This is a genomic window from Streptomyces sp. NPDC014864 (assembly GCF_043081525.1).
Lineage (GTDB): Bacteria > Actinomycetota > Actinomycetes > Streptomycetales > Streptomycetaceae > Streptomyces.
Genome location: NZ_JBIBWT010000026.1, coordinates 1 through 22,023, shown reverse-complemented (window position 1 = coordinate 22,023; position 22,023 = coordinate 1). Strand labels below are relative to the sequence as shown.

The 22,023-nt window shown below is 68.6% G+C and carries 17 protein-coding genes and 7 pseudogenes; 11 read left to right on the top strand and 13 right to left on the bottom strand.

Features of this window, described 5'->3' with window-relative positions; all coding sequences use genetic code 11:
- Window positions 1-315: 315 nt before the first annotated feature.
- Window positions 316-663: pseudogene (locus ACF1A5_RS31425) on the top strand (transposase); the annotation flags it as partial.
- Between the two features lie 55 nt (window positions 664-718).
- On the opposite strand, the pseudogene ACF1A5_RS31420 reads toward ACF1A5_RS31425, so the two are convergent.
- A pseudogene (locus tag ACF1A5_RS31420) lies at window positions 719-1,217 on the bottom strand (hypothetical protein).
- Between the two features lie 164 nt (window positions 1,218-1,381).
- On the opposite strand from ACF1A5_RS31420, the gene ACF1A5_RS31415 reads away from it, so the two are divergent.
- From ACF1A5_RS31415 to ACF1A5_RS31400, 4 genes are all read left to right on the top strand, one after another.
- Window positions 1,382-2,674 (top strand): IS256 family transposase, encoded by a 1,293-nt coding sequence (locus tag ACF1A5_RS31415; RefSeq protein WP_392196255.1) that lies wholly within the window; start codon window positions 1,382-1,384, stop codon window positions 2,672-2,674.
- Window positions 2,675-2,701: 27 nt separating this feature from the next.
- Window positions 2,702-2,908, top strand: coding sequence for a hypothetical protein (locus ACF1A5_RS31410; RefSeq protein ID WP_392196254.1), 207 nt, complete (start codon window positions 2,702-2,704; stop codon window positions 2,906-2,908).
- 119 nt (window positions 2,909-3,027) lie between these two features.
- Window positions 3,028-3,444, top strand: a complete 417-nt coding sequence (locus ACF1A5_RS31405) for a hypothetical protein (RefSeq protein ID WP_392196253.1) — start codon at window positions 3,028-3,030, stop codon at window positions 3,442-3,444.
- An 81-nt stretch (window positions 3,445-3,525) separates the two neighbouring features.
- The gene (locus ACF1A5_RS31400; RefSeq protein ID WP_392196252.1) at window positions 3,526-4,140 is read left to right on the top strand and encodes a hypothetical protein; all 615 of its coding nucleotides are present in this window, start codon (window positions 3,526-3,528) and stop codon (window positions 4,138-4,140) included.
- A 207-nt stretch (window positions 4,141-4,347) separates the two neighbouring features.
- Here the strand turns inward: ACF1A5_RS31400 and ACF1A5_RS31395 are convergent, their stop codons facing one another.
- From ACF1A5_RS31395 to ACF1A5_RS31380, 4 genes and pseudogenes are all read right to left on the bottom strand, one after another.
- Window positions 4,348-4,725, bottom strand: a complete 378-nt coding sequence (locus ACF1A5_RS31395) for a hypothetical protein (RefSeq protein ID WP_392196251.1) — start codon at window positions 4,723-4,725, stop codon at window positions 4,348-4,350.
- 6 nt (window positions 4,726-4,731) lie between these two features.
- Window positions 4,732-5,235, bottom strand: a complete 504-nt coding sequence (locus tag ACF1A5_RS31390) for a hypothetical protein (RefSeq protein ID WP_392196250.1) — start codon at window positions 5,233-5,235, stop codon at window positions 4,732-4,734.
- A 206-nt stretch (window positions 5,236-5,441) separates the two neighbouring features.
- Window positions 5,442-6,857 carry an NF041680 family putative transposase gene (locus ACF1A5_RS31385; RefSeq protein ID WP_392196249.1) on the bottom strand — a complete coding sequence of 472 codons (1,416 nt, stop codon included), beginning with the start codon at window positions 6,855-6,857 and terminating at the stop codon, window positions 5,442-5,444.
- Between the two features lie 619 nt (window positions 6,858-7,476).
- A pseudogene (locus ACF1A5_RS31380) lies at window positions 7,477-7,617 on the bottom strand (monooxygenase); the annotation flags it as partial.
- A gap of 32 nt (window positions 7,618-7,649) precedes the next feature.
- Between ACF1A5_RS31380 and ACF1A5_RS31375 the strand changes: the two are divergent.
- Window positions 7,650-7,970, top strand: a pseudogene (locus ACF1A5_RS31375) (transposase); the annotation flags it as partial.
- A gap of 710 nt (window positions 7,971-8,680) precedes the next feature.
- On the opposite strand, the gene ACF1A5_RS31370 reads toward ACF1A5_RS31375, so the two are convergent.
- Entirely contained in the window at window positions 8,681-9,820 is a 1,140-nt protein-coding gene (locus tag ACF1A5_RS31370) for a PucR family transcriptional regulator (protein WP_392196248.1), read from the bottom strand.
- A gap of 87 nt (window positions 9,821-9,907) precedes the next feature.
- On the opposite strand from ACF1A5_RS31370, the gene ACF1A5_RS31365 reads away from it, so the two are divergent.
- The 3 genes and pseudogenes from ACF1A5_RS31365 to ACF1A5_RS31355 form a co-directional block, all read left to right on the top strand.
- A complete protein-coding gene (locus tag ACF1A5_RS31365) occupies window positions 9,908-10,963 on the top strand; it encodes a ferredoxin reductase (RefSeq protein ID WP_392196247.1) in 1,056 nt (351 codons plus the stop codon).
- Between the two features lie 7 nt (window positions 10,964-10,970).
- Window positions 10,971-12,089, top strand: coding sequence for a fatty acid desaturase family protein (locus ACF1A5_RS31360; RefSeq protein ID WP_392196246.1), 1,119 nt, complete (start codon window positions 10,971-10,973; stop codon window positions 12,087-12,089).
- Between the two features lie 199 nt (window positions 12,090-12,288).
- A pseudogene (locus ACF1A5_RS31355) lies at window positions 12,289-12,539 on the top strand (transposase); the annotation flags it as partial.
- A 624-nt stretch (window positions 12,540-13,163) separates the two neighbouring features.
- On the opposite strand, the pseudogene ACF1A5_RS31350 reads toward ACF1A5_RS31355, so the two are convergent.
- A pseudogene (locus ACF1A5_RS31350) lies at window positions 13,164-13,623 on the bottom strand (transposase); the annotation flags it as partial.
- A gap of 107 nt (window positions 13,624-13,730) precedes the next feature.
- Here ACF1A5_RS31350 and ACF1A5_RS31345 point away from each other — a divergent pair.
- Both ACF1A5_RS31345 and ACF1A5_RS31340 read left to right on the top strand, forming a co-directional pair.
- Complete coding sequence (locus tag ACF1A5_RS31345) at window positions 13,731-14,258, top strand: hypothetical protein (RefSeq protein ID WP_392196245.1); 528 nt, start codon at window positions 13,731-13,733, stop codon at window positions 14,256-14,258.
- A gap of 494 nt (window positions 14,259-14,752) precedes the next feature.
- Complete coding sequence (locus ACF1A5_RS31340; protein ID WP_392196244.1) at window positions 14,753-16,483, top strand: RecQ family ATP-dependent DNA helicase; 1,731 nt, start codon at window positions 14,753-14,755, stop codon at window positions 16,481-16,483.
- A 669-nt stretch (window positions 16,484-17,152) separates the two neighbouring features.
- Here the strand turns inward: ACF1A5_RS31340 and ACF1A5_RS31335 are convergent.
- The 6 genes and pseudogenes from ACF1A5_RS31335 to ACF1A5_RS31310 form a co-directional block, all read right to left on the bottom strand.
- Complete coding sequence (locus tag ACF1A5_RS31335; protein ID WP_392196300.1) at window positions 17,153-17,572, bottom strand: Type 1 glutamine amidotransferase-like domain-containing protein; 420 nt, start codon at window positions 17,570-17,572, stop codon at window positions 17,153-17,155.
- A 125-nt stretch (window positions 17,573-17,697) separates the two neighbouring features.
- Window positions 17,698-18,579 (bottom strand): annotated as a pseudogene (locus ACF1A5_RS31330) (aldo/keto reductase); the annotation flags it as partial.
- A 687-nt stretch (window positions 18,580-19,266) separates the two neighbouring features.
- A complete protein-coding gene (locus ACF1A5_RS31325; protein ID WP_392196243.1) occupies window positions 19,267-19,659 on the bottom strand; it encodes a type II toxin-antitoxin system VapC family toxin in 393 nt (130 codons plus the stop codon).
- Window positions 19,659-19,910, bottom strand: coding sequence for a hypothetical protein (locus ACF1A5_RS31320; protein WP_392196299.1), 252 nt, complete (start codon window positions 19,908-19,910; stop codon window positions 19,659-19,661). The genes ACF1A5_RS31325 and ACF1A5_RS31320 overlap by 1 nt, the downstream gene beginning before the upstream one ends.
- Window positions 19,911-20,131: 221 nt before the next feature.
- Window positions 20,132-20,284, bottom strand: a complete 153-nt coding sequence (locus tag ACF1A5_RS31315) for a hypothetical protein (protein WP_392196242.1) — start codon at window positions 20,282-20,284, stop codon at window positions 20,132-20,134.
- A 336-nt stretch (window positions 20,285-20,620) separates the two neighbouring features.
- Window positions 20,621-22,023, bottom strand: a 1,403-nt coding sequence (locus tag ACF1A5_RS31310; protein ID WP_392196241.1) for a serine/threonine protein kinase, incomplete at its 5' end; no start/stop codon positions are given.

Genomic DNA, 22,023 nt, shown 5'->3' with positions numbered 1-22,023 from the left:
GCACCCACATCTACAACCGACCGACCCCACCACCTCCCCCCTCAGCCCCCTAAAACAACAAGACCACAGCTCACACCCCCACACCCGGCCCGCAAACACACCACCCCAACCCACCGACCCCCCACCAAACGGAACCCACACCCCAAAACCCAACGCGTCTATGCCTTCTTCGCCCGCTGGCGAGACGCGGGGCTGTGGCCGAGCTGCACGACCGCCTGCGCGAGGCCGTCCGCGAAGCTGAGGACCGCAGCCCGGATCCGAGTGCGGCGGTCGTGGACTCGCAATCGGTGAAGGCAGACGCCACGGTCACCCTCGCTGCATACGACGCGGGGAAGAAGATCCAACGGGCGCAAGCGTCACCTGCTCACCGACACCCTCGGACTCCTGCTGGCCCTTCTGGTCACGCCGGCCTCCACGACCGACCGGGATGCGGCCCGCATCCTGCTGCCCGCAGCAAAGAAGCACTTCCGGCGCCTGACGCGCATCTGGGCCGACGGCGGCTACACCGGCCACCTCACCGACTGGACCACCCAGCACCTCGGAGTCGTCCTCGACATCGTCCGCCGCAGTGACGACGTGCAAGGTTTTCAGGTCCTGCCCCGCCGCTGGGTCGTCGAAAGATCCTTCGCCTGGCTCCTGCGCAGTCGGCGCCTGGTCCGTGACTACGAACGGCGCACCGACACCAGTGAGAGCGTCATCCTGTGGTCGATGACCATGCTCATGAGCCGTCGCCTGGCCGCCCAGCGCCGGCAGCGTCCTGCTCCGGCGCTGGGCAGCATGAACCTGCCCGGTTTCTCCTCGACCAGCCAGCCCCGTTCCACCAGCCGCTTCAGCCGGGCCCTCGCGCCCTCGACACGGGAAGCGGACGCGCTGTCCCAGCCCAGCACCACCGCTGCCCGCCGGGCACCCAGCCCATCGGCTCCCGCCTCCGCAGCGGCGACCATCAACGCCTGGTAGTCCACCGACAGCACCTCGGTTCCGGCCGCGCCCTGGCGGTGAGGCACGGCCCGGCGCGGCCCCACCGGCTTCCTCTGCGACACCCCGCCGGCGACTACGGCGGGCGCCTCCTCCTCGGCCAGCGCCTCCAGATACTGCTCAAGCCCGATCACCCGGCGCCTGAGCACCTCCTCCGCCTCCACCAGAGCCGCCCGCACCCGCTCCAGCTCGGCACCTCGGTCAGCAATGGACCGAGACTCCCGTGACAACTGGGCTCTCATGCCTGGCCAGTAGAAACCACACACGAGGTCCGGAAAGAGAACGACCCCTAAGACAGTCGCCGACCGCCATGATGTAGCCACCCGGAGGCAACTGCCTCCACATCAGTGCTTCGTTCGGGACTGTAAATCGTTCGGTGTAACTCCCGATCAAGGAGGATGCATCGATGACCAGTGAGAACGTGGCCGAGGCCGAGGCTGTCGAGCCGTCTGAGTCGAGGCCGTCGAAGGCGGTGGACGACCGGCTGATCGACGAGCTGGTGTCCCGAGCCCGGGCCGAGAACCTGCAGCTGACCGGCGAAGGCGGGCTGCTGCAGCAGCTGACGAAGCGGCTGTTGGAGTCCGCCCTGGAGGGTGAGATCACCGATCACCTCGGCTATGACAAGCATGATCCGGCCGGCAAGAACGGCGGCAACAGCCGTAACGGCACCCGCGCCAAGACCGTCCTGACGGACGTCGGGCCGGTGGAAATATCCGTGCCCCGAGACCGTGATGGATCGTTCGAGCCGAACATCGTCAAGAAGCGGCAGAAGCGCCTGACCGGCGTGGACGAGATGGTCATCTCCCTGTCCGCGAAGGGCTTGACCACGGGCGAGGTCCAGGCCCACCTGTCGGAGGTCTATGGCGCCGAGGTCTCCCGCCAGACGATCTCGACGATCACCGACAAGGTCATGGACGGCATGGCCGAGTGGCAGAACCGCCCGCTCGACGCGGTATATCCGGTGGTCTTCATCGACGCCATCCACGTGAAGATCCGCGACGGGGCCGTGGCCAACCGGCCGATCTACGTGGCACTGGCCGTCACCACCGAGGGCCGGCGCGACATCCTCGGGCTGTGGGCCGGCGACGGCGGTGAGGGCGCCAAGCACTGGATGCACATCCTCACCGAGATCAAGAACCGCGGCGTCAACGACGTGCTCATGCTGGTCTGCGACGGCCTCAAGGGCCTGCCCGACGCGGTCGAGGCCGTCTGGCCCCGCACGGTCGTCCAGACCTGTGTGGTCCACCTGCTGCGGAACTCCTTCCGCTATGCCGCCCGCCAGGACTGGGACAAGATCGCCAAGCTCCTCAAGCCCGTCTACACAGCAGTGACCGAGGAAGCCGCTCTCGAGCGGTTCGCGGAGTTCGCCGATGCCTGGGGCCGGAAGTATCCGGCGATCGTGAAGCTGTGGGAGAACGCGTGGGAGGAGTTCACTCCGTTCCTGCGATTCGACACCGAGATCCGCCGCATCGTCTGCACCACCAACGCGATCGAGTCCGTGAACGCCAGGATCCGGCGGGCGGTCAAGGCCCGCGGACACTTCCCGAACGAGCAGGCCGCGTTGAAGTGCGTCTACATGGCCATCATGTCGCTCGACCCCACCGGCAAAGGCCAGGCCCGCTGGACCATGCGCTGGAAGACCGCGCTGAACGCCTTCGACATCACCTTCGACGGCCGGCTCTCAGCCGCCCACCAGTAACCCAACCAGCCTGGTTACACCGTTCATTTGACAGACCCCGCTGTCGCTGAGCTGTCCGGCCCCTCATCAGATCCGTGCCAGCGGGCCCGCGACATCGCCGACGACGCCCGCCCCGCTGACGGAAAGGTGGACTCCGGCATCGAGCGCGAGCAAGCCATCGAACCCGCAGGTGACTGGCTCGACGCGGCGAACGAATGCCTCAAGCGCGGCGGCGACGCGGGCCCCGGGTTCTAGCCAACATCACCACCGCAGCCTCCCAACACCGGCCGGCGACCGCAGCCATGGGGCGCTTCCGCGCTGCAGAGCAGCGCGGTCGTCAATCCATTGCGATCAATGCAGTCCTTCATCGCAACATGCATCCAATTGAAGAACTGGCCGCCCTGCGCCACCCATTGCCCGAGCCGGGATCCGTCACCCCCGAGGCCTGCTACGCCGACGCGTGCGAGCAGGTGGGCGAGCAGCGCAAGGAAGACGTCCTCCGCCTGGAGGCCGCGAGCGACGGCCTCGAGGTGGATCCGCTGCTGCTGGCGCTCGAGGTACTGAAGGCGCAGAAGGAGGCCGTCGACGCCCGGATCCGCCAACTGCTCGCCTATGGAGGGGAGTTCCACGGCAGCCGCCCGTACGGACTGGAAGAGCTCGCCCGCCGCGCCGGATACAGCATCTCCAGAGTGCGCACCGCCTACGGTGAGACGGAGATCAGGCAGGTCGCCGCGCAGATCGGCCGGGAGCCCAACCGGCCGCGCCGTGACACCGCCAAGAACGGCCGGTGAGCAGCACGTAGCTTCCCGCTCCCGCGCGGGCGGGGGCGGGTGGGCGGGGGCGAAGGTGAAGAGGATCTCGGGGGGCGGACGGTGACCAGACAGGACCGGCAGGACCGGGCGGATGCGGTGGACCAGGAGATGGCCGTGCGCCTGCTGCCCGACGCCGCCCTGGATGCACTGGGACGGTGGTGGAACGCGAACAAGACGAGGTTCGCCGACGGCACGCCCGGCACGCACACGGCCCCCTACACCCCAAGCCGGTGGGCGCAGATCATGCCCTGGCCCCAGGCACTGGCTCCCCTCTCCCGCACGGGGGATGCCCGGGTCAGCCGGGCCCAGGTGGCATCGATCGTCGCGGACACGCTGCGCCGCGAGGCGTTTCCCAGGGGTGACTCTCGCGGAGAACATGATGTGCCGCGGGGGGGGGAGCGTCGGGATGCCGTCCGTGCTGCTCTGGAAGCATGCCTCGAGGACCCGCAGCGTCACCGGCGCCGATCCCGCCCGCGCCACGGCCGGGCCCGATCGGGATTCGCCCTCTGTTCGCGCTGCGTGATGACGCGACGCACGGACGCGTCGAAACTGCCCCGCGCGCAGCTGATCGAACGGACCAGCCCCCTCGCAGCCACTCCCGCGGGCGCCGCTCTCATCTACGAAGCAGAGCACCTGCTCAGCCTCTTGCACGCAGTGCAACCCTCCGTCACCTGAAGTCGCTGTCGGCGATTTGTTCGGGGTAGCCAGAGAGCCGCATGGGTTGCTGTGGCCACCATCCCCGCGAACTCCGCCGAGCGCGTCCCCGTCCGGGTCCTCGGCGGCCCCACCGCACGGGCCACCGCACCGGCCGCCCGGGCCACCAACGCCGGTCACCCGGCGGCTCGCGGGAAACCTCGTGCGTGTCGCCGGAGGCAGCGGTGGTCAGGCCAGTTTGTCCGCCGACCGGCCGCCACCGGGTGGATGGGTGTCCCACCAGAGCTTGAGCTGGAGGGTCAGCCCGTTGCCCGCGGCTCGGACGTCCTCCCAGGCCGGCGGAGACCGGAAGAAACCGTGCGACAGGTGGTCCTTGCACTCCAAGCGCACCTTCCAGTGCTCACCGCGTGGGCCGATGTCCGTGACACCACGAGTGCGGCCGTGCCCGTACAGCTCCACTTCCAGGATGTACGAGCCCTTGTAGGGGGCTGCCTCGAGGCCGACCACCTCGACCCAGTCGTGCTCGCCGAGAACTTCGGACCCGAAGTCGTGCAGTCCCATGAGGAAGGGGGTGAGAAGGTCACTGATGTGTGCGGTGGTCTTCATGAGTTGTCAGCACTTCTTCGAGGCCACGCCGATCTTGTTGGGGTTGATGTACGCAGTGACGATACCCTGCGGGTTGATGTGGGGCTTCCTGCCCATCTTGCCGGGGTTCGTCACGACCTTGAACCGGCTCCTCGGAGGGCACTGCTTGATGACGTCGTCGAAGATCCTCTGTCCTGGCAAGTCGACGGTGATCGCCCCGGACTGGATGGTGTTCGCTATCTTGCGGTCGAAGGCGGTGGACCAGCGGCCCTTCTTCGTCAGGTGCCGGTAACCCCACGTGGAAGAGCCGCAGCGCAGGACGACAACGAGTTTCGGGCCGATCTTGGGTCCCCGAGTGTAGGTGCGGACGATTTTCGACTCGGCCGCGTGGGCGCACGGGTCCTTCTTGGCCTGCGCTACGGATGACAGTCCCCGATGGCCCATGTCCTGGGCCGACCCGGGAGCGGCCGCACCGGTAATCCCGATGACAGCAAGAGCAGTTGCGGCAAGCATGTGTCGCGCTGCAGGCATGTCTTCGTCCTCGGTTCAGGGAAAGCAGGAGTGGTGGCGGGACTTCGACGAGCTTATGGATCACAGCACTTCGATCGCTATTGTCCTTTTGGGCAGTACTTGCTGGCGCCAGCTGGTCTCTGCGTGGCCTTCTTGGCGTGCCGCCCCTTTCCGACCGGACCGGTCGCCGCCCTCCGGGCTTGCCTGCCGCCCTTGGCATGTCGGCCTCAGAAACAGGTACTGAGCTTGTTCTTTATGGTCTGACCTGGTCGCGTTCGGCGATGGTCTCGGGCCGCCTGGCTGTTTTGCCCACGTCGTAGCGGGTGGCAGGGTGCCGGTTCTTCGAGCCGGGCGGCCTGCCGGGGCCGGGTCGGCTGGGTTTGGCCGCCCGTGCCGGACAGGGCAGGTGGGGGCGGAGGTTCCCAGGGGCGGCGTAGATCCGCAGCCAGCGGGCGGGCGAGGCGGAGTTGTGTGTGGGCGGCGACGATCAGCCAGGTCCACCGGTCTGCCGCCTGGGGCGTGCGGAGTTTCGGGCGGGTCCAGCCGAGCGTCTGCTTGAGCATGCGAAAGGTGTGCTCGAGGTCGAATCTGCGCAAGAACGCCTGCCAGCGCAGGTCGACGTCTGCGCCCGGCAGGTCGGTGGCCGACGACCCCAGCCAGACGGGGAGTGGGTCGTGGCCGCCGGGCAGGCGGTCGACTTCCAGGCGGATCAAGGTGCCCTCGATGACGGGGAGTTCGCCAGTGTGGTCGATCCATGCGGAGCGGGTGGTCAGTCTCGGGTGGATGCGATCCCATGCCATCGCGCGAGCGGTGCCGTAGCGGTCGGTGACCTGCATGGTCGCGGCATCGGGCTCGCCCCAGGTGTCGGGCTTGGCGAAGCGGAACTCCTTGCCGTGCTTCGGTGGGCGTCCGCCCTGCGGCGGCGAGATCCACGGCACTGGCACCGGCTTGCGCATCACGCGGTCCGTGCGCATCCGCCCGAGGACTTCCACCGGCAGTCCTTCCAGGAGATAGGCCATGCGCGGGGCGTCGTAACCGGCGTCGAAGACGACCAGGATGTCGCGGTCACCCGCGTGCCAGCGGCCCATGTCGATGAGAGCCTCGACGACTCGGCGAACCTGGGCCGCGGTGATCTCGGCGACATCGTCGGCCGGCCCCAGCCTCAGCGCATCCAGGATCTGGCACCAGGAGGTCCGGCCCGACTCCAGCGCTGCGACGAACGAGTAGGGCCAGCCGGGCACGAACTGGTCGGAGGACCGGCCGCTACGGCCGTAGACATGACAGAACAAGCGATCCGCGCTGGTCGGCGCGTCCGGCCTCAGCCAGTGGGTGACGTCCACCGCCAGGACCAGGCGACCGTCGGCGGCCTCGGGCTGCGGCAGCCCCGCCAACACCTGCCGCAGCCGCGGCACATCAACACCTCCGCTGTTCAGCGCGTCGTACATCGCGCCGTGACCGCGCCGGTGCTCAGCCGTCAGCGTGAGGTCCACCGGCGTGGTCACTGGCCCGTCCGCGCACAGCAGCGCGTCGGTCAGCTCGAACAGCGTGTCCCCGCGCACGGTCAGGCACTCGAAGAAGTCGTCCCGAAAGCGTGACGCCACAGCGAACGCTTCTTGCCGTGCATCGTGATGCAGCAAACTCATTCCCCACGGCCTTCGTACTGGTCAAGTGCCTCTTTAGTCGGAGCACAGGATCAGACGGAGGCCGTGTCCACGTCCCCGGAATCCACGTACGAGCGCTCACGTTCGGAGCATCGTTCGAGGTCAGACCATAAAGAACAAGCTCAGGCTCCCAACGCCGCCCCCGCCCCACCAGGTCCATGCGCTGCGCGATGCGCTGCTGGGCGCCGTCGAATCCGCGTCACCTGGGCCCTACGGTCGTGGCGTCAGGGTGTGCCACGAGCGGCGCAGCGGCTCACCCGGACGCCTCACTGAGCACGACCGTGAAGGGCACCGCGCTCTAACGTCGTAGTGCCCTGCCGCACGACAGGACGGCAAGCCCTGAGCGGCCCGCAACCCGCGCCCCGGTCAAGGGGCCGCTCACTAACCGATGAAGCCAGCAGCGGGCAGCCGGTCACGTGTCCCAGGCGTCACCCACCCGGTGCGGACGGAGTCCGCCGACAGGCCACAGACACGACCCAGCGGTGATTGGACTGACATAATTCCGGCGGACCGGGCCATCCCTGCAGGCACGGGAAGCACAGGCCGTACTGGGTCCTGTTGTTCATGAGGTCGGGGCCATCCCCGCGGGCGCGGGGAGCACCACGAAGTCGCCCTCCGGGCCGAAGGCGAATCGGCGCACCGCAGAGTGCAGCCCGTCCGCCCCGACGACCAGATCGAACCGACGGGCCGGGCCACACTCAAAGGTGACGTCGATCCCGCCTGCGTCCTGGTCGAGCCGGGTCCGAACGGTTCGCCGAGTTCGCCGACGCCTGAGGAAGGAAGTATCCGGCGATCGTCAGGCTCTGGGAGAACGCCTGGGAAGAGTTCACTCCGTTCCTCCGGTTCGACACCGAGATCCGCCGCATCGTCTGCACGACCAACGCGATCGAGTCCGTGAACGCAAGGATCCGGCGGGCGGTCAAGGCCCGCGGACACTTCCCGAACGAGACCGCCGCCCTGAAATGCGTCTACACGGCGATCATGTCCCTCGACCCCACCGGCCGGGGACAAACCCGCTGGACTCTGCGCTGGAAGACCGCTCTGAACGCCTTCGATATCACCTTCGACGGCCGGCTCTCCGCAGCCCGTCAGTAACCCTCACCACCCCAGTTACACCGCTCGATTGACAGACCCCCTCATCAGCACACTCCGAAACGGTCTCCGCCACATCCAGTACCGCAGCAACCTCATCAACGGATGCCTCGCCTAAACCGGCCTCACCATGACGACACCACGCCAACAAAGTTGGTAACGTCCGAGGGCAGCTGGTCGGCGGAAGCGATCATGGCGTGGGAACAGCATCAGGTTTCTACCACGCGGACAGGTGGCATCGCAGGGCCAATTAGAAAGATGTCGACCTGAGCGATCTTCGGAAAACCAGAGGTCAGATCCCATTTTTTGGCCCATCGCCATGCATGCGGGTGCCCAGGGCGTCAAACGAGCGTCACGGCCGACAGTCCGTCCCTTCAACCCGGTCGCCTCAGCCTTCGCCAACACCCTGCTCGACGCGACCGGCGTCCGCCTCGACCAACTCCCACTCACTCGCGACCGGGTCTGGCCGGGGCTGCGAGACGCGGGCCTGACGGATCGGTAGGTGAGCGACTCGTGGTGGAACGCTCCCCGTCAGCCGGCCTGCTGCACCATGATCGCGTCGCCCACCCGGACCGTCCCGGCTTCAAGGACGTCCAGGTAGACGCCGAGGCACGAGAGCCGCCCCAGGTCGAACGCGGGGACGCGGTGCTCGCGGGCGACCTCGCGCGTGGTGCCGGGATCCGCCGGGAGTGCGTGGACGGTCGAAGTACGCGTCAGCTGCCCCGAAGACCGACCGCCAGCGTCAGTTCAAGGACCCGGTGTGGCGAGGCGAGATCCGGAAACAGCTCCCGCAGCTGCGACATCCGGTACCGGACTGTCTGGGGATGGACGTACAACGCTGCCGCCACCTCCTCCCGCCTGCCCTGGTGCAGCAGCCACGCCCGCAATGTCTCCTCCAGCCGCCGTGCGGTCGCGACAGGCAAGGTGTGCAACGGTGCGAGGGCTCGGGCACGCAGGTCTGCCAACGCGTCCACGTCGGCGCTCAGCACCAGCTCGGGCAGGTGGTCCTCGGTGTCGCGAATATCAGAGGAGAGGGAGCGCGCGCGTACGGCTCGTGCGTACGAGGCGGACGCACGAGTCCATGGCCGGGCCGGGCCGACCACTGCGGTGCGGTCGGTCAGCTGCCGCAAGAGATGTGATCGGTCGGCATCGGGGACGAGCAGCACACCGGTGGCGTCCGGCAGATCGTCGAGGACGAGGGTGCCCGGGTCGAGCGCGCGGTAGGCAGGCCGGGCCTGGGCAGCGGGCAGCAGGACCGCCGTCAGCGAATCCGGAGGCTGCCACCCGGCCCGTTGAGCAGAGACAAGCAGCACGTCCGGGCTCGCGCCGGCGAGGAGGTCGCGGGCCAGGTGTTCCAGATGGCGCTCGTGGGCCCTGCCCCGGGCGGCCAGTTCGTCGGCGTGGCCCGCGGCGCTCGCGGCGGAAAGCTCGTCGATGTAGGCGAAGGTCAGCTCGGCGAACTTGGCCACCTCGGCGGCGGGCAGACCTGCGGACACGGCGCCCGCTGCCAGGCACCGCCAAGCCACGCGGGCGCCGACGCGGTAGGCGCTGAGCAGGGCGTCCATCGAACGGCCGTCGCGCACCTCGCCGCGGCCCAGCTCGTAGGCCGCGTCACCTCCGTCGCCGCCCGCGGCGTTCCCGCTCGCGAGGTCCAGGTAGTGCCCCAGGGCGGTGCGAACGGCTCGGCGGATGGTGCCGCCCATGCGGCCCGACAGGGCGTTGGCGTAGGGAGGGACCTCGTCGATGATCGCCTGGACGACCTCGTCGGCGGTGGTCTTCAGCGCGGCCCGAAGTGCGGTGACCGTCGTCTCATCCAGGGCCAGTTCGCTGGCCCTCTGGGTTACACGACTCACGGTTTTATTCCCTGCGAACAATTCCACCCACCAGATTCACGTCCTACGGTCAGGACTTTACGCCCTGAGACGCAGCAAGCTGGAGTCATGACGAGTGCAGCCCTTCGCAGCAGGGCGTGGAAACTGCTGGAGATGGTCACGACGCCGCTGCTGCCGTCGGACTACCTCGACCTGGTCAGCCCACTGCGTGCGGGCGCTGACCTGCGGGGGCGCATCGAGGCCGTGCACCCCGAGACGGATGACGCCGCGACCATCGTGATCAGGCCGGGACGGGGCTGGCGCGGCCACACAGCCGGTCAGTACATGCGGATCGGGGTCGACGTCGACGGGGTGCGCCTGTGGCGTGCCTACTCCCTCACCTCGCCGACAAACCGCCAGGACGGCCGCGTCACGATCACCGTGAAGGCGATCCCGGACGGCAAGGTCAGCAACCACCTGGTCCGCAGGGCGAAACCGGGCACGTTGATCCAGCTCGACCAGGCGACCGGTGACTTCGTGCTGCCGCAGGCCAAGCCCGCCAAGGTGCTCTACCTGACGGCCGGCAGCGGCATCACGCCCGTGATGGGCATGCTGCGCAACACCGAGTTCGACGACGTCGTCATGGTCCACTGCGCACCCCAGCCGCAAGACGTGATCTTCCGCAGGGAGCTGCACGACCTCGTCGCGGCCGAGAAGCTGCGGCTCACCGAGGTGCACACCTCCACAGACGGCATGCTCGACGTCGCCCGTCTCGACGAACTCGTGCCCGACTGGGCCGAGCGCGAGACCTGGGCTTGCGGGCCGGCGGGCCTGCTCGACGCCGCCGAAGAGCACTGGAGCGGGCACGGCGTACAAGAGCGCCTGCACACCGAACGCTTCCGCCCCAGCATCGTCGTCGCTGGCGACGGCGGCGAGGTCACGTTCAGCGCCACCGGCAAGACCGTCGACGCGGACGGCGCCACGCCGTTGCTGGATGTCGGCGAGGAGGCCGGCGTGCTCATGCCCTCCGGGTGCCGTATGGGCATCTGCTTCGGCTGCGTCACGCCGCTCAAGGCGGGCGCCGTCCGCGACCTGCGCACCGGCGAGCTCACCGAGGCCGAGCCGGGCGTCCTCATCCAGACCTGTGTGTCCGCCGCGGCGGGCCCCTGCGACATCGAACGGTAGGAGCACTTTGACCGCCATTGACCCCACCGACCACCTGACCGCGGAGCAGATCGAGGAGCTCGGCCGTGAGCTGGACGCGATCCGCGACGAGGTGATCGCCGACCGCGGGGAGAAAGACGCCGCCTACATCCGTAAGGTCATCTCGGCGCAGCGCAAGCTGGAGCTGGTCAGCAGGGGCGTGCTGCTGTTCTCGATCTTCCCGCCGGCGTGGCTGCTCGGCACCGCCGGTCTGTCCGTGGCGAAGATCATGGACAACATGGAGATCGGCCACAACGTCCTCCACGGCCAGTGGGACTGGATGCGGGACCCGAAGATCCACTCCACCACCTGGGAGTGGGATCACGTCTCGCCGGCCGACCAGTGGAAGCACTCGCACAACGAGCTGCACCACACGTACACCAACGTGATCGGCAAGGACAACGACCTCGGCTACGGCATCATGCGCGTCGACGAGGACCAGAAGTGGCGCCCCTTCCACCTCGGCCAGCCGCTGTGGAACTTCATCAACGCCTGCTTCTTCGAGTACGGCATCGCAGCGTACGACCTGGAGCTCGGCAAGAACCTGCGCAAGCGCCGCCGCAAGAACCCGGAGTTCCGCGCGCGGGCCAAGGCCGTGGGCCGCAAGATCCGCAAGCAGGTGCTCAAGGACTACGTGATCCACCCGCTGCTGTCGGGCCCGTCGTTCCTCACCACGCTCGCCGCCACGTTCACCGCGAACCTGGTCCGCAACATCTGGTCCCACTCGGTGATCATGTGCGGGCACTTCCCCGAGGGCGTAAAGGTCTTCGAGCGCCGGTCGATCAAGGGCGAGACGCGCGGCCAGTGGTACCTGCGCCAGATGATGGGCTCGGCGAACATCAGCGGCAGCAAGGCCATGCACTTCATGACCGGCAACCTGTCGCACCAGATCGAGCACCACCTGTTCCCGGACCTGCCGAGCAACCGGTACGCCGAGGTCGCGGTGAAGGTGCGCGCGCTGTTCGAGAAGTACGAGCTGGAGTACGTCACCGGGCCGCTGCCCAAGCAGGTGTTCTCCGCGTGGCGCAAAGTCTTCCGGCTCTCGCTGCCGAACAAGAAGCCCAAGGTCAAGACGCCGGACCGCGAGCAGGAGCTCGTCGCGGCCTGATTCCCGGTATTGGTTCAGATCTTTCGGCCGTACCGGCGGCACCGCCGGGTTCGGTGAGATCCGTTGCGGACAGTGGGCGGCCGCGACATCAGACCGTACGACGCGGGATCCGGGCAGCCCGGTGTCCGGCTGCGCTGCCTGGGCGTGCGCCAGGAGCTCAGCACACAGCCCACGGCGAGGTGTTGTAGTGCGCTGCCCTGTCATGGTCGGCGACGGCAGCAGCTTCCCGAGCGCCGCCCACCTGGCCTCCTACGCCGACCTCGCACCGGCCACCAAATCCTCGGGGACCTCCATACACGGCGCACGCGCCCCCAGGGAACCGACAGCTCACACGCGCGATGTTCCTCTCCGCGTTCAGCCGCCCTCCACGACCCCGCCTCCCGCACCTACTACGACCGCCGCCGAGCCCGAAAAGAGACCCACACTCAGGCCCTCCTCCGACTCGCCCGGTAAGTGATGAGGCAGCAGGCGACACGACCACCGATCGCTCCCGGGCATGACGGGTGGGCGGGTGCGCTCGCAAATCAGGCGCTCCTCCGAGAGCAGCACAGGAACAAGGACCGCATAAGGCCGCCGACCGCATGGTGCGTGCCAGTGCAGCCGATCTCACGGCCCGAAGCCGCACCGGAGAGCACTCCGGTGCGGCTTCGTCGTCTCACGGCTCCGCACAGATGTCCCGTCAGACGTTCCCCGGCGGGTTCGCCGTATCACCCGCTACGGCACAGCTGTCACGAGCTGGGCGGATCCTCCCGGAGGAGAGGGCCCTGAACTGCGGTTTCCTGCCGGCGCTGGAGTAGCTGCACGCCCATGGACGGTCTCTACAACCTGGCCCTGGTCAACAAGTAAGAAAGACACATAAGGCTTGCGGACGGGCGGCACCGATGCCGGTGGCGCCGCCCGAGCCGCACCACGTCCTTGCCCGGCAACCCGTCTTGAAGGCAGGCAGGAGCGCCTCCGCGGACATGACTGTGCCCCAGGGCCCGCGCCAGGAACTGACGTCTCATCAGCACGAGCGTCACGTGAGCGTCAGGGCTGCCCTGCGCGGCCCCGGCGACGACCGGAGGCACCACACGCGGACTTCGAGAGCTGGGTGACGCCGAGGGACTCGGCGAGTTTCTCGACCCGGCGGGTGGAGACGCCGAGGAGGTAGGCGGTGGCGACCACCGAGATGAGGGCCTGCTCCGCCCGCCGGCGGCGTTCGAGCAGCCAGTGCGGGAAGTAGCTTCCGCTGCGGAGTTTGGGGACGGCGAGTTCGACGGTGCCGACGCGGGTGTCCCACTCGCGTGGGCGGTATCCGTTGCGGTGGTTTGACGCGTTCGTCGCTGACCTGCCCGTATTCGGCGTTGCAGAGGGCGTGGGCCTCTGCGGACATGAGCGCGTCGGCGAACGTCTTGACCATCGCGCGCAGCAGATCAGGACTCGCCGCGGAGAGGTTGTTCTCGGCGAGGGCGTGCAGGGGCGGACTGTCTGGTGCGCGGACCTGATCTTCCACACTAGTGCTCCAAGTGCCAGACAGCGCGCTTGACTGGATCATTGAAACTCCCGGCCAAAGTCGCTACGCCGACCGCTCCGTAGGGTGCGGTACGAGTTGCGCCGGAGCCGTGTGATCGTCAACGTCCTCCCCGGAAGTCAGGTGACCTGGTGGGTCTGCGCGAACTGGAAGAAGCTGTCCCGGCCTTGCTCGACATCCGGTCGGCCCAGCGCCGACTCATCGACTGGGAGTTCGTCCGACGCGAGACAGGTGCCCTCCTGCCCTCGGACTTCGTTGCCCTCGCGGAGGCCTACCCGCCGTTCACGGTCGACGACTTCCTGGGCCTGCACATTCCATCGGTCGGAGAAGAGCAGTACTTCATCGCCGGGGTGCAAGGGCTCCTACGCAACCTGGCGGAGTTGCGTGACGCCGGCATGTCGCACGGCTACGTCCCGTTCCCCGAGCCTGGGGGGCTCCTGCCGTGGGGTGATTCCGCGGAAGGCGACGTTTTCTATTGGCGCACATCAGGCGCGGACGTTGAGTCGTGGACCGTGCTGGTCGAGGGTCGTAACGATGACTGGTGCGAATACGAAGGGAGCCTCACCCCGTATCTCGCGGGTATGGTGCGCGGGACGGTTCCTCCGGATGGTCTGCCGCCAGATTTCCCCCGCCCCACGCCGGTCATCGAGGCTGACTGACGTACATCGCCCAGCCGCAGCACCTGGGCGCATAGTTCGCATCGAGGGGTACACCGCGACACCCCCGCTCGGGCCGTCTCCAGGCCTTGCGAGGGCGCTCAACGACGACCAACGCTGACACCAACCGACAGCTAAGTCGCAGGTCGCAGCGTTGATCGATTACCCGGTCGCAGGTCACAGCCCCGGCCCTTCACTTCTTGGGCTACTGATCGCGGTTGCCAGTGCTTGCCACGTCCATTGAAGTCCGCCGGCCTTCGCTGTCACTGCATGGGCTTCAGGACATGGCCCAACGCGACGAGGCCGATTCCCACGGCGAGAAGTGACAGCGAGTGGAGGTTCCAGCTGATCAGCATCAGCAGCGCACCTACTCCCCAGAGCCTGGGTTGCCGCACCCGTTGCACGCGGAGCGACAACCCCACGCGACCAGACCGTTTTTCGACCCGTTGGGGGTACACGAGCGCCGAACCCTACTGGAGAGCGGCGTCAGGAGTGCTATGCGTGTCAAGGTCGGATGCTTCAGGACCAGGTCACTCAGGAGACGCCTGCACCGGTGTGCCCGTGAGGTGTTCGGCTGGGAGAGCCTGCGCCCGTCCCAGGTCGCGGCTATGACGGCTGTGGTGGAGGGACGCGACACCGTCGTGGTGATGCCGACGGGTGCGGGGAAGTCCGCCGTGTACCAGGTGCCGGGCGTGCTGCTGGAGGGGCCGACCGTCGTGGTCTCCCCCCTGATAGCGCTCCAGCGGGACCAGGTCGCCCATCTCGCCCGTATCGAGGGATCCGACGCCTCGGCCGTCAACTCCGCACAGCGCGCACGGGACAACGAGGCCGTGTGGGAGCGCGTCCGCGAAGGCAGTCTGGACTTTCTGTTCGTCTCGCCCGAGCAGCTCGCGAAGGACGAGGTGGTGGATCAGATCGCCGCGGCCGCTCCCGCGCTGATGGTGGTCGACGAGGCGCACTGCGTGTCCTCGTGGGGATACGACTTCCGGCCCGACTACCTGTCCCTGTGCCATGTGCGCGAACGCATCGGCCGGCCTCCGCTCCTCGCCCTCACCGCCAGCGCCGCGGCCCCCGTGCGGGCGGACATCGTGGAGCGGCTCGGCATGCACGAGGCGTACGAGGTGGTCGCGGGGTTCGACCGCCGTAACATCACGCTCGAGGTCGTACGGCACCGGGAGAACACGGAGAAGCGCCGGTGGGTGGTGGAACGGGCCGCGGCCGAGGCCAAACCGGGCATCGTCTACGCGGGAACGCGGCGGGAGACCGAGGAGTACGCGCAGGAACTGTCGGCGCTCGGATTCGACAGCGCCGCCTACCACGCGGGGCTGTCGGCGGCTGAGCGCTCCCGGACGCACGACCGCTTCCGGGACGGCGAACTCGACGTGGTCGTCGCCACCTCCGCGTTCGGGATGGGCATCGACAAGCCGAACATCCGCTTCGTGCTGCACGCATCGGTTCCGGGGTCCCTCGACACCTACTACCAGGAGATCGGCCGGGCGGGCCGCGACGGGGAACCGTCGACGGCGATCCTCGCGTACCGGCCCGAGGACCTCGGCGTGCAGCGGTTCCGGACGGGCGCTCACCCCGACCCGGAGACGCTGGGCGGCCTGATCGACGCGGTGCGCGAGCACCGGGGACCGGTTACGGCGACCGCTCTGCGCGAGCGCACCGGGCTGTCCCAGACGCTGCTGACGTCGATGCTGCACCTGCTGGAGGAGGCCGGAGCCGTGACGACGGAGAAGCGCGGCGGCGTCCGGGCCGTGCCCGGGGCGCGGCGGGACGCGTGCGTCCGAGAGGCGATGCGGATCGCCTCCGCCCGTGTCGACCTGGAGCGTTCCCGCGTGGAGATGATGCGGGCGTACGCGGAGACGAACGGCTGTCGCCGACGCCACTTGCTCGGGTACTTCGGTGAGAGTCTGGCAGAAGGCGACTGCGCGGGCTGCGACACCTGCACCCGTGCACAGGAGTTGAAGGAGGCCCCCGTCCGAACGGGAGACATCTTGTCCGGTACGGGCCCCGACCCGCTGGAACCCGTGGCGGCCGACGGCGCCTTCCCGCCCGGGACGAGGGTGGGGCACAGCACGTGGGGCGAGGGCGAGGTGATGAGCGAAGAGGGGAACAGGGTCACGGTTCTCTTCGAGAGCGTGGGTTATCGCACGCTGTCCCTCCCCGCCGTCCAGGCACGAGGCCTGCTGACGCCGGTGTCGTCCGCCGCGACGAGGGGCTGACGGAGAGTCGTTCCGGACTATTCGCCGACCGTGGCCGCGAGGCCCAGAACCGGCCGGTCCGGCGGTGCGTCCCACGCCCCCCGCCGCCCCGGGGCTCCTGCTCCTGCGATACCTGCTCCAGCGGTACCCGGTCCCCGCCGCCTCGCCGCCGAGGCCGCGCGCCGGTCCCCAGCAGCCCTGCGCCACCGTGCTGCCCCGGAGCGTGAGCGGGCGGGAGTGACCTCGAGGGGCCGACCCGTGTTTCGGCCTGCGCCGCCTGGGGCAGCTTGTTCGCCCGCCTCTTCCCGCTGGGACGAGGTGAAGTGACGCGGCCAGAGCTGCGATTTCACGTCACCTCATCTCTCCGTGCCACTGTCCGGGTCGCGGCGCGCGGGCTGCCCGGCGGGCACCGTTCACATCGGCGGCACCGCGCAGGAGCCCGACGACAACGGCCTGACTTCACAGGGCGCGCATCCTAAGCCAACCTGTCATCCGCTTCATCACGGGCCGACCCGTATCGCACGAGCGGCCGAGGCCGTGCCCCAGAGTGGGGAGGCCTACAGGGGACGGCAGTAGCCGGGTTCGTCCGCTACCCCGGTAGGCCGACCCGCTCGCCATCGAGGTGGCGTCATGCGTGAAGCGCCGTCAGCTCCCCTGGCATCGTTGATCGTCAGAACGGATGGCCGGCGGCTATGACCCGCACTTCTTCCATTGCCCTTCGGAGACCACCTCGACGGAGCCGTCGACGACCTTGATGGCCGTCTGTTCGTCGATGGCGTAGGCCGGGACGCCGATGTCGGCGGCCCACCGCTCTGCGTCAGCCATGGTGTTCTGCGGGAAGGCGTCCAGGTGCGGGAAGATCGAGAAGTCGACGACTCCCAGGGTGCGGTCGTCCGGCGCGGACGGCCACTCTGCGAAGTACGCTCCGATCCGGGGTGTCATCACCATGCTTCCGGCACTCACTCCCACCCAGACCGTGTCGGGCAGCGAAGGCAGCAGATCGGCCAGCCCGGACTCCCGCATCCAGTGGCACAGATAGGTCGCGTCGCCGCCGTCGACCAGGAGCACGTCGGCCTCCCGGATCCAGGGGACCCATCGCTCGGCGTCGATGGTGGGCAGTGCGGTGAGCTCGAGGACACCGAGCGACGCCCAGCCCAGGCCGGACAGGTGCTGCCCACGTGGGCTCGGCGGCTGCGAAGCCCCGCACCGATGTCGGACCGCACATCGGGTGACTCGAGGACGGCCAACTCCTCCTCGGTCAGGCGCAGGCTTCCAGCGGCGATGTTCTCTGCCAGGTGTACCGGGTTAGTGGTGCCGGGAATGGCCAGCACGTGCGGTCCGCGGTGCAGGGTCCAGGCGAGCCGCACCTGGGCCGGCGTCGCATTGTGGGCGCGGGCAACAGACTGGACGCGGGCGTCCTGCTCCTGGCCTGCGGCTGCCTCGCGCCGCAGGCCGGAGACCGCGAAGAACGGGACGAAGGCGATGCCCTGCTCCCCGCACAGCTCCACCAGCCCACTCTCGTCAGCGCGGCGCCAGTCCAGGCCGTAGGAGTTCTGCACGCAGACCACGGGCGCGATCGTCTGGGCCGCGGTCACGTGCTCAGGCACGACACCCGAGAGACCGAGGTGCCGGATCAGGCCGGCCTCGCACAGTTCGGCGAGGGCGCCGAAGTGCTCGGCGATCGAGGCCGTGAGGGGGCCGTTGACGCGCAGGTTCACCACGTCCAGGTAGTCCCGGCCAAGCTGTCGCAAGTTCTCCTCGACCTGGCCGCGCAATTGGTCGGGGCGGGCCCAGGTGATCCACTCGCCGGAGGGATCGCGTCCCGGGCCCACCTTGGTCACCACGACCACGTCGCCGTGCCAGGACGACAGGGCGCGGTTGATGAGCTCGTTCGCGGACCGCATTGGTGAGAAGTAGAAGGCGGCCGTGTCGATGTGGTTGACGCCCTGCTCGAACGCACTGTGCAGCAGGCCGACGGCGGCATCGCGGTCGATTGGCGTGCCATCGGAGTTCCCCATCATGCCGTTACCCGTCAGCCGCATCGCGCCGTAGCCGATGCGATTCACCTCCAGATCCCCGAGCTTCCAGGTCCCTGCTGCTGCCGCTGCTGCGCTCACCGTGCTCCTTCGCCGGTCGGTTCGTCAGGTCCCGGAGTATGGGGCCGTCACGGTGCGCTGCGACAGGTCAACGGGCTCTGCGAAACATCACATCCCTATCCGGAACTAACCATCGCTGCAGAGCCGTTGGACCTATCGAAAGAGCGTCGGTCAGGACGAAGTTTCAGACCTTGCACCGCTGTCCCGGCGAGACGGCAGACGACAGTGGCTGCGTTCAACGTGGCCGGACAAGGCGATCACCACCCCGCCGGTTGGACGCGGCTCAAATCCCGCCTCTCGACACCAGCGGGGGCTGCGGCCGCCATGGGGCGCTTCAGTGGAGCGCGGCCGCAGTGCGTAGCCGTCACAGCGGGTGCGTCCACGCCGGGCGTGTCGGCGTAGGACGCCGCCTGCGCGGGGTCGGTACGTGCGCCGAGGGCGCGCACGCCGTCCTTGCCGCCGACCTCGCCGAGCCCCGACCCCGGCGGCGTGGCACACGGTGACGCCGGCTCCCACCTGGGCGGATGAGGTTATCGGCAAGCGCTCCGCTCACGCGATAGCGGCGATATCCCCGTCGTCGAAGCAGATCGCCTGATGCAGACGCCTCCCAGGGCTGCTGCGAAACGCGCCAGCACGTTCTGACCGGAGGTGCTCCCCCGCTCGATCTGTGAAACGCGCCTCTTCCAGCCCGAGATCGGCGCTCGGCGGTCAGACCTTGACCACCTCAACACCAGATCCACACAGGAGCGTGAGGTCCTCAGGGTCAGATGTGAGGACCGTGACCGGCCGGGGTGCCGTGCGGGCGATCGCGGCGAGGACAGCGTCGATCGCGTACTTGTGGCCGTGCAGGTGGTGGCCGCGCAGGAGTTCGGCGGCCTGGTCGGCGATCTCCCTGGTGATCTCACGGACGTCGATGCGGGAGAGAACCCGCCTGATGCGTGCGGGATGGATCCGCTCGTAGTCGGCTTCAAGTGTGGTCATGGCCGTGGTGGCCACCCGCACGCCCTCTTCCACTGCGGCTTGGACGAGCGCCATAACGGTGCGGTCCTTGAGGTAGAGCTTGGAGAGGCCTTCACTGTCGAGGAGAAGCGTGCCGGGCATCAGGCGGCAGCTCCGCCGGCCTGTCGGCGATCATGGCGCAGCAGCTCACGGGCAGCCTCGACCTCCGCCCGGGTCAGCGCGTCGTTGTCGTCCTCGAAGTCGGCGACGAGTTCACGGAGCTTATCCATCGCGACCTTCTGCTCGAGGGCTTCAGCGACATAGGCGGAGAACCCGCCCGGGCCTACCTGTGAGCGCACGCCCTCGGCGAGATCCTCGGGCAGGCTGATCGAGTACTTCTTACTACCGCTCATGGATTCGATACTACCATTGGTAGCATCTTCGAATCGTGGACATTCCCCACGGCCCATGACGCTGTGGGCCGGCATCGCCTGCGTCGCCTCGTCCACCGGCACGGCGATCGGGATCTTTGCCGCTTCCTCGTCCCCGGTGAGCGCGTTCACCTACGCCTGCACGCAGCCCCTCCGCGAACAGCGCGGGCACGTCCTGCTCGAGATGCCAGTCCACCACGGCCTCAAAGCCGGTGAAGGCACTGCCAGTTCTCGCTGTACTCCAGCGACGCGGTGGAGAAGGCGCGGGACTCGTGGTCGGTCTCGAGGACGGTGAGGATCTGCTGCACGCCCTCGGCGACCAGGTGCGGTGCGGGCGGTTCGACCTCAGTCCGCACCGAGTGGTCCTCTCTCGGCGGGATGACACATGACGGGCTGTACCCGGCGGCCGGCGCCCCGCGGGAATCCGCACCGCGAAGCGCCGGCGGACGGAGGGCCGACCGCCTCAGTGACGTCACCGGCATCTCGCCCGGGCGGGCGGGAACCCAACGCCGAGACCGGCAAGGTCGACGGGCGCACACCGGGAGAGGGCCGCAGCCCGCTGCACGCCAGCACATGGCGCCACCAGGCCCCGCTGCCAGCCCACCCGCAAGCGGGCATCCGACCCGAGCGCAAGCACGATGGCGCCGACGGCAGCCGCAGCCTCCACTCAGCTGGTCACGCTCGCCCTGGGACTATTGGTAGACCGTGGTGATCGGTGTGGAGGTGCTGGCGCCACTGTTCGGGGCTGAGTAGGAGATCGTCCACAGCGCTGTCGTCTTGTTCGGCGAGCCGTACAGATAGCCGCCGTCGTCGCAGCCGTAGTTTTGGCGCTGCCCCGCCAGGCTGGAGGTACCGCCGCTCATGAAGGAGCAGCGGGCTCCGTTGGCCAGGACGATGATGATCGGTTCGATGTCGGGTCCGCCGGGCATGTGGTCGTTGTTGCCGGGAAAGCCTTGCGGGACCGACAGTTCGACCATGCGGTGGGGGGATCCGTCCAGGCACAGCGCGCTGGTGTCCTCGGGATTTGAGCCCGGGGAGAAGCACGGGTCGAGGAGCCGGTCGCCGGCGGTGCAGCGCCAAGCGTCCGTACGCATGGTGGATCCGGCGGTCCCGAAACAGGAGCCGGTGGCCCGGTCGGTGATCGTGATGCCGCTCGCTGGAGTGCCGTCCGGGGACCAAGGGCTGAGGATGACCACTTGCGTCTGCGCCGGCTGCGCGGACGAGGCCGCGGCGGTCGGGGGCTGCGCAGGGGCAGAATCAGAGGCGCGGCCGGCGGGTGATCTGGAGGCCGCCGATTCGGCGGTAGGGGTGGAGCGGGCGGCCGCCTGCGCGGAGTGGTTGCCTGCTTGGGCATGACCCGAGGCCAGAGTCAGCCAGGTGCCCGTGGCTGACGCGGCGAACACGGCGACCGCGGCGGCGGTGATCCAGGCGCGCCTGCTGGGACGGCGGAGTGCATGAGTGGGCCAGGGTGCGTCTTCGACGGTCGGGGGGTGCCACTGCTCGGCGAGTAGGTTCGACACCTCAGTGGGCAGGTCGTGGAACGCGCCGAGGACCTGGGGTGCCTGGCCGCCGAGCAGTTCGGCGGTCTGCTCCGCGACGGCGGCGGAGGATGGCCGGTGGGCCGGGTCTTTGGCGAGGCAGGACTCCACCACGCCGACCAGCTCGTCGGGGACGCCTGCGAGGTCCGGCTCGCCTTTGAGCACGCGGAAGGCGACGGCCTCGGCGTTGCCGGTGCCGAAGGGGTGGCGGCCGGTGGCCGCGAAGGCGAGCAGCGCGCCCCAGGTGAAGACGTCCCCGGGCGGTCCGGCGGTCCCCTCCCGGTAGTACTCGGGGCTGAGCCAGCCCGGGGTTCCGGTCAGTATGCCGGTACGGGTGACCGCAGTGCCGTCCGCGATGTGGGCGATGCCGAAGTCCAGCACCCGCGGCCCGTTAGGGGCCAGGATCACATTCGCGGGCTTCAGGTCGCGGTGGACCACCCCGGCGGCGTGCACGGCGGCCAACGCCCCAGCGGTGCCCGCAGCGAACAGGTGCAGCTGGATCTCGGCCAGCGGCCCATGCACCGCGGTGTGCTGGGAGAGCGTGGGGCCGGGCACGT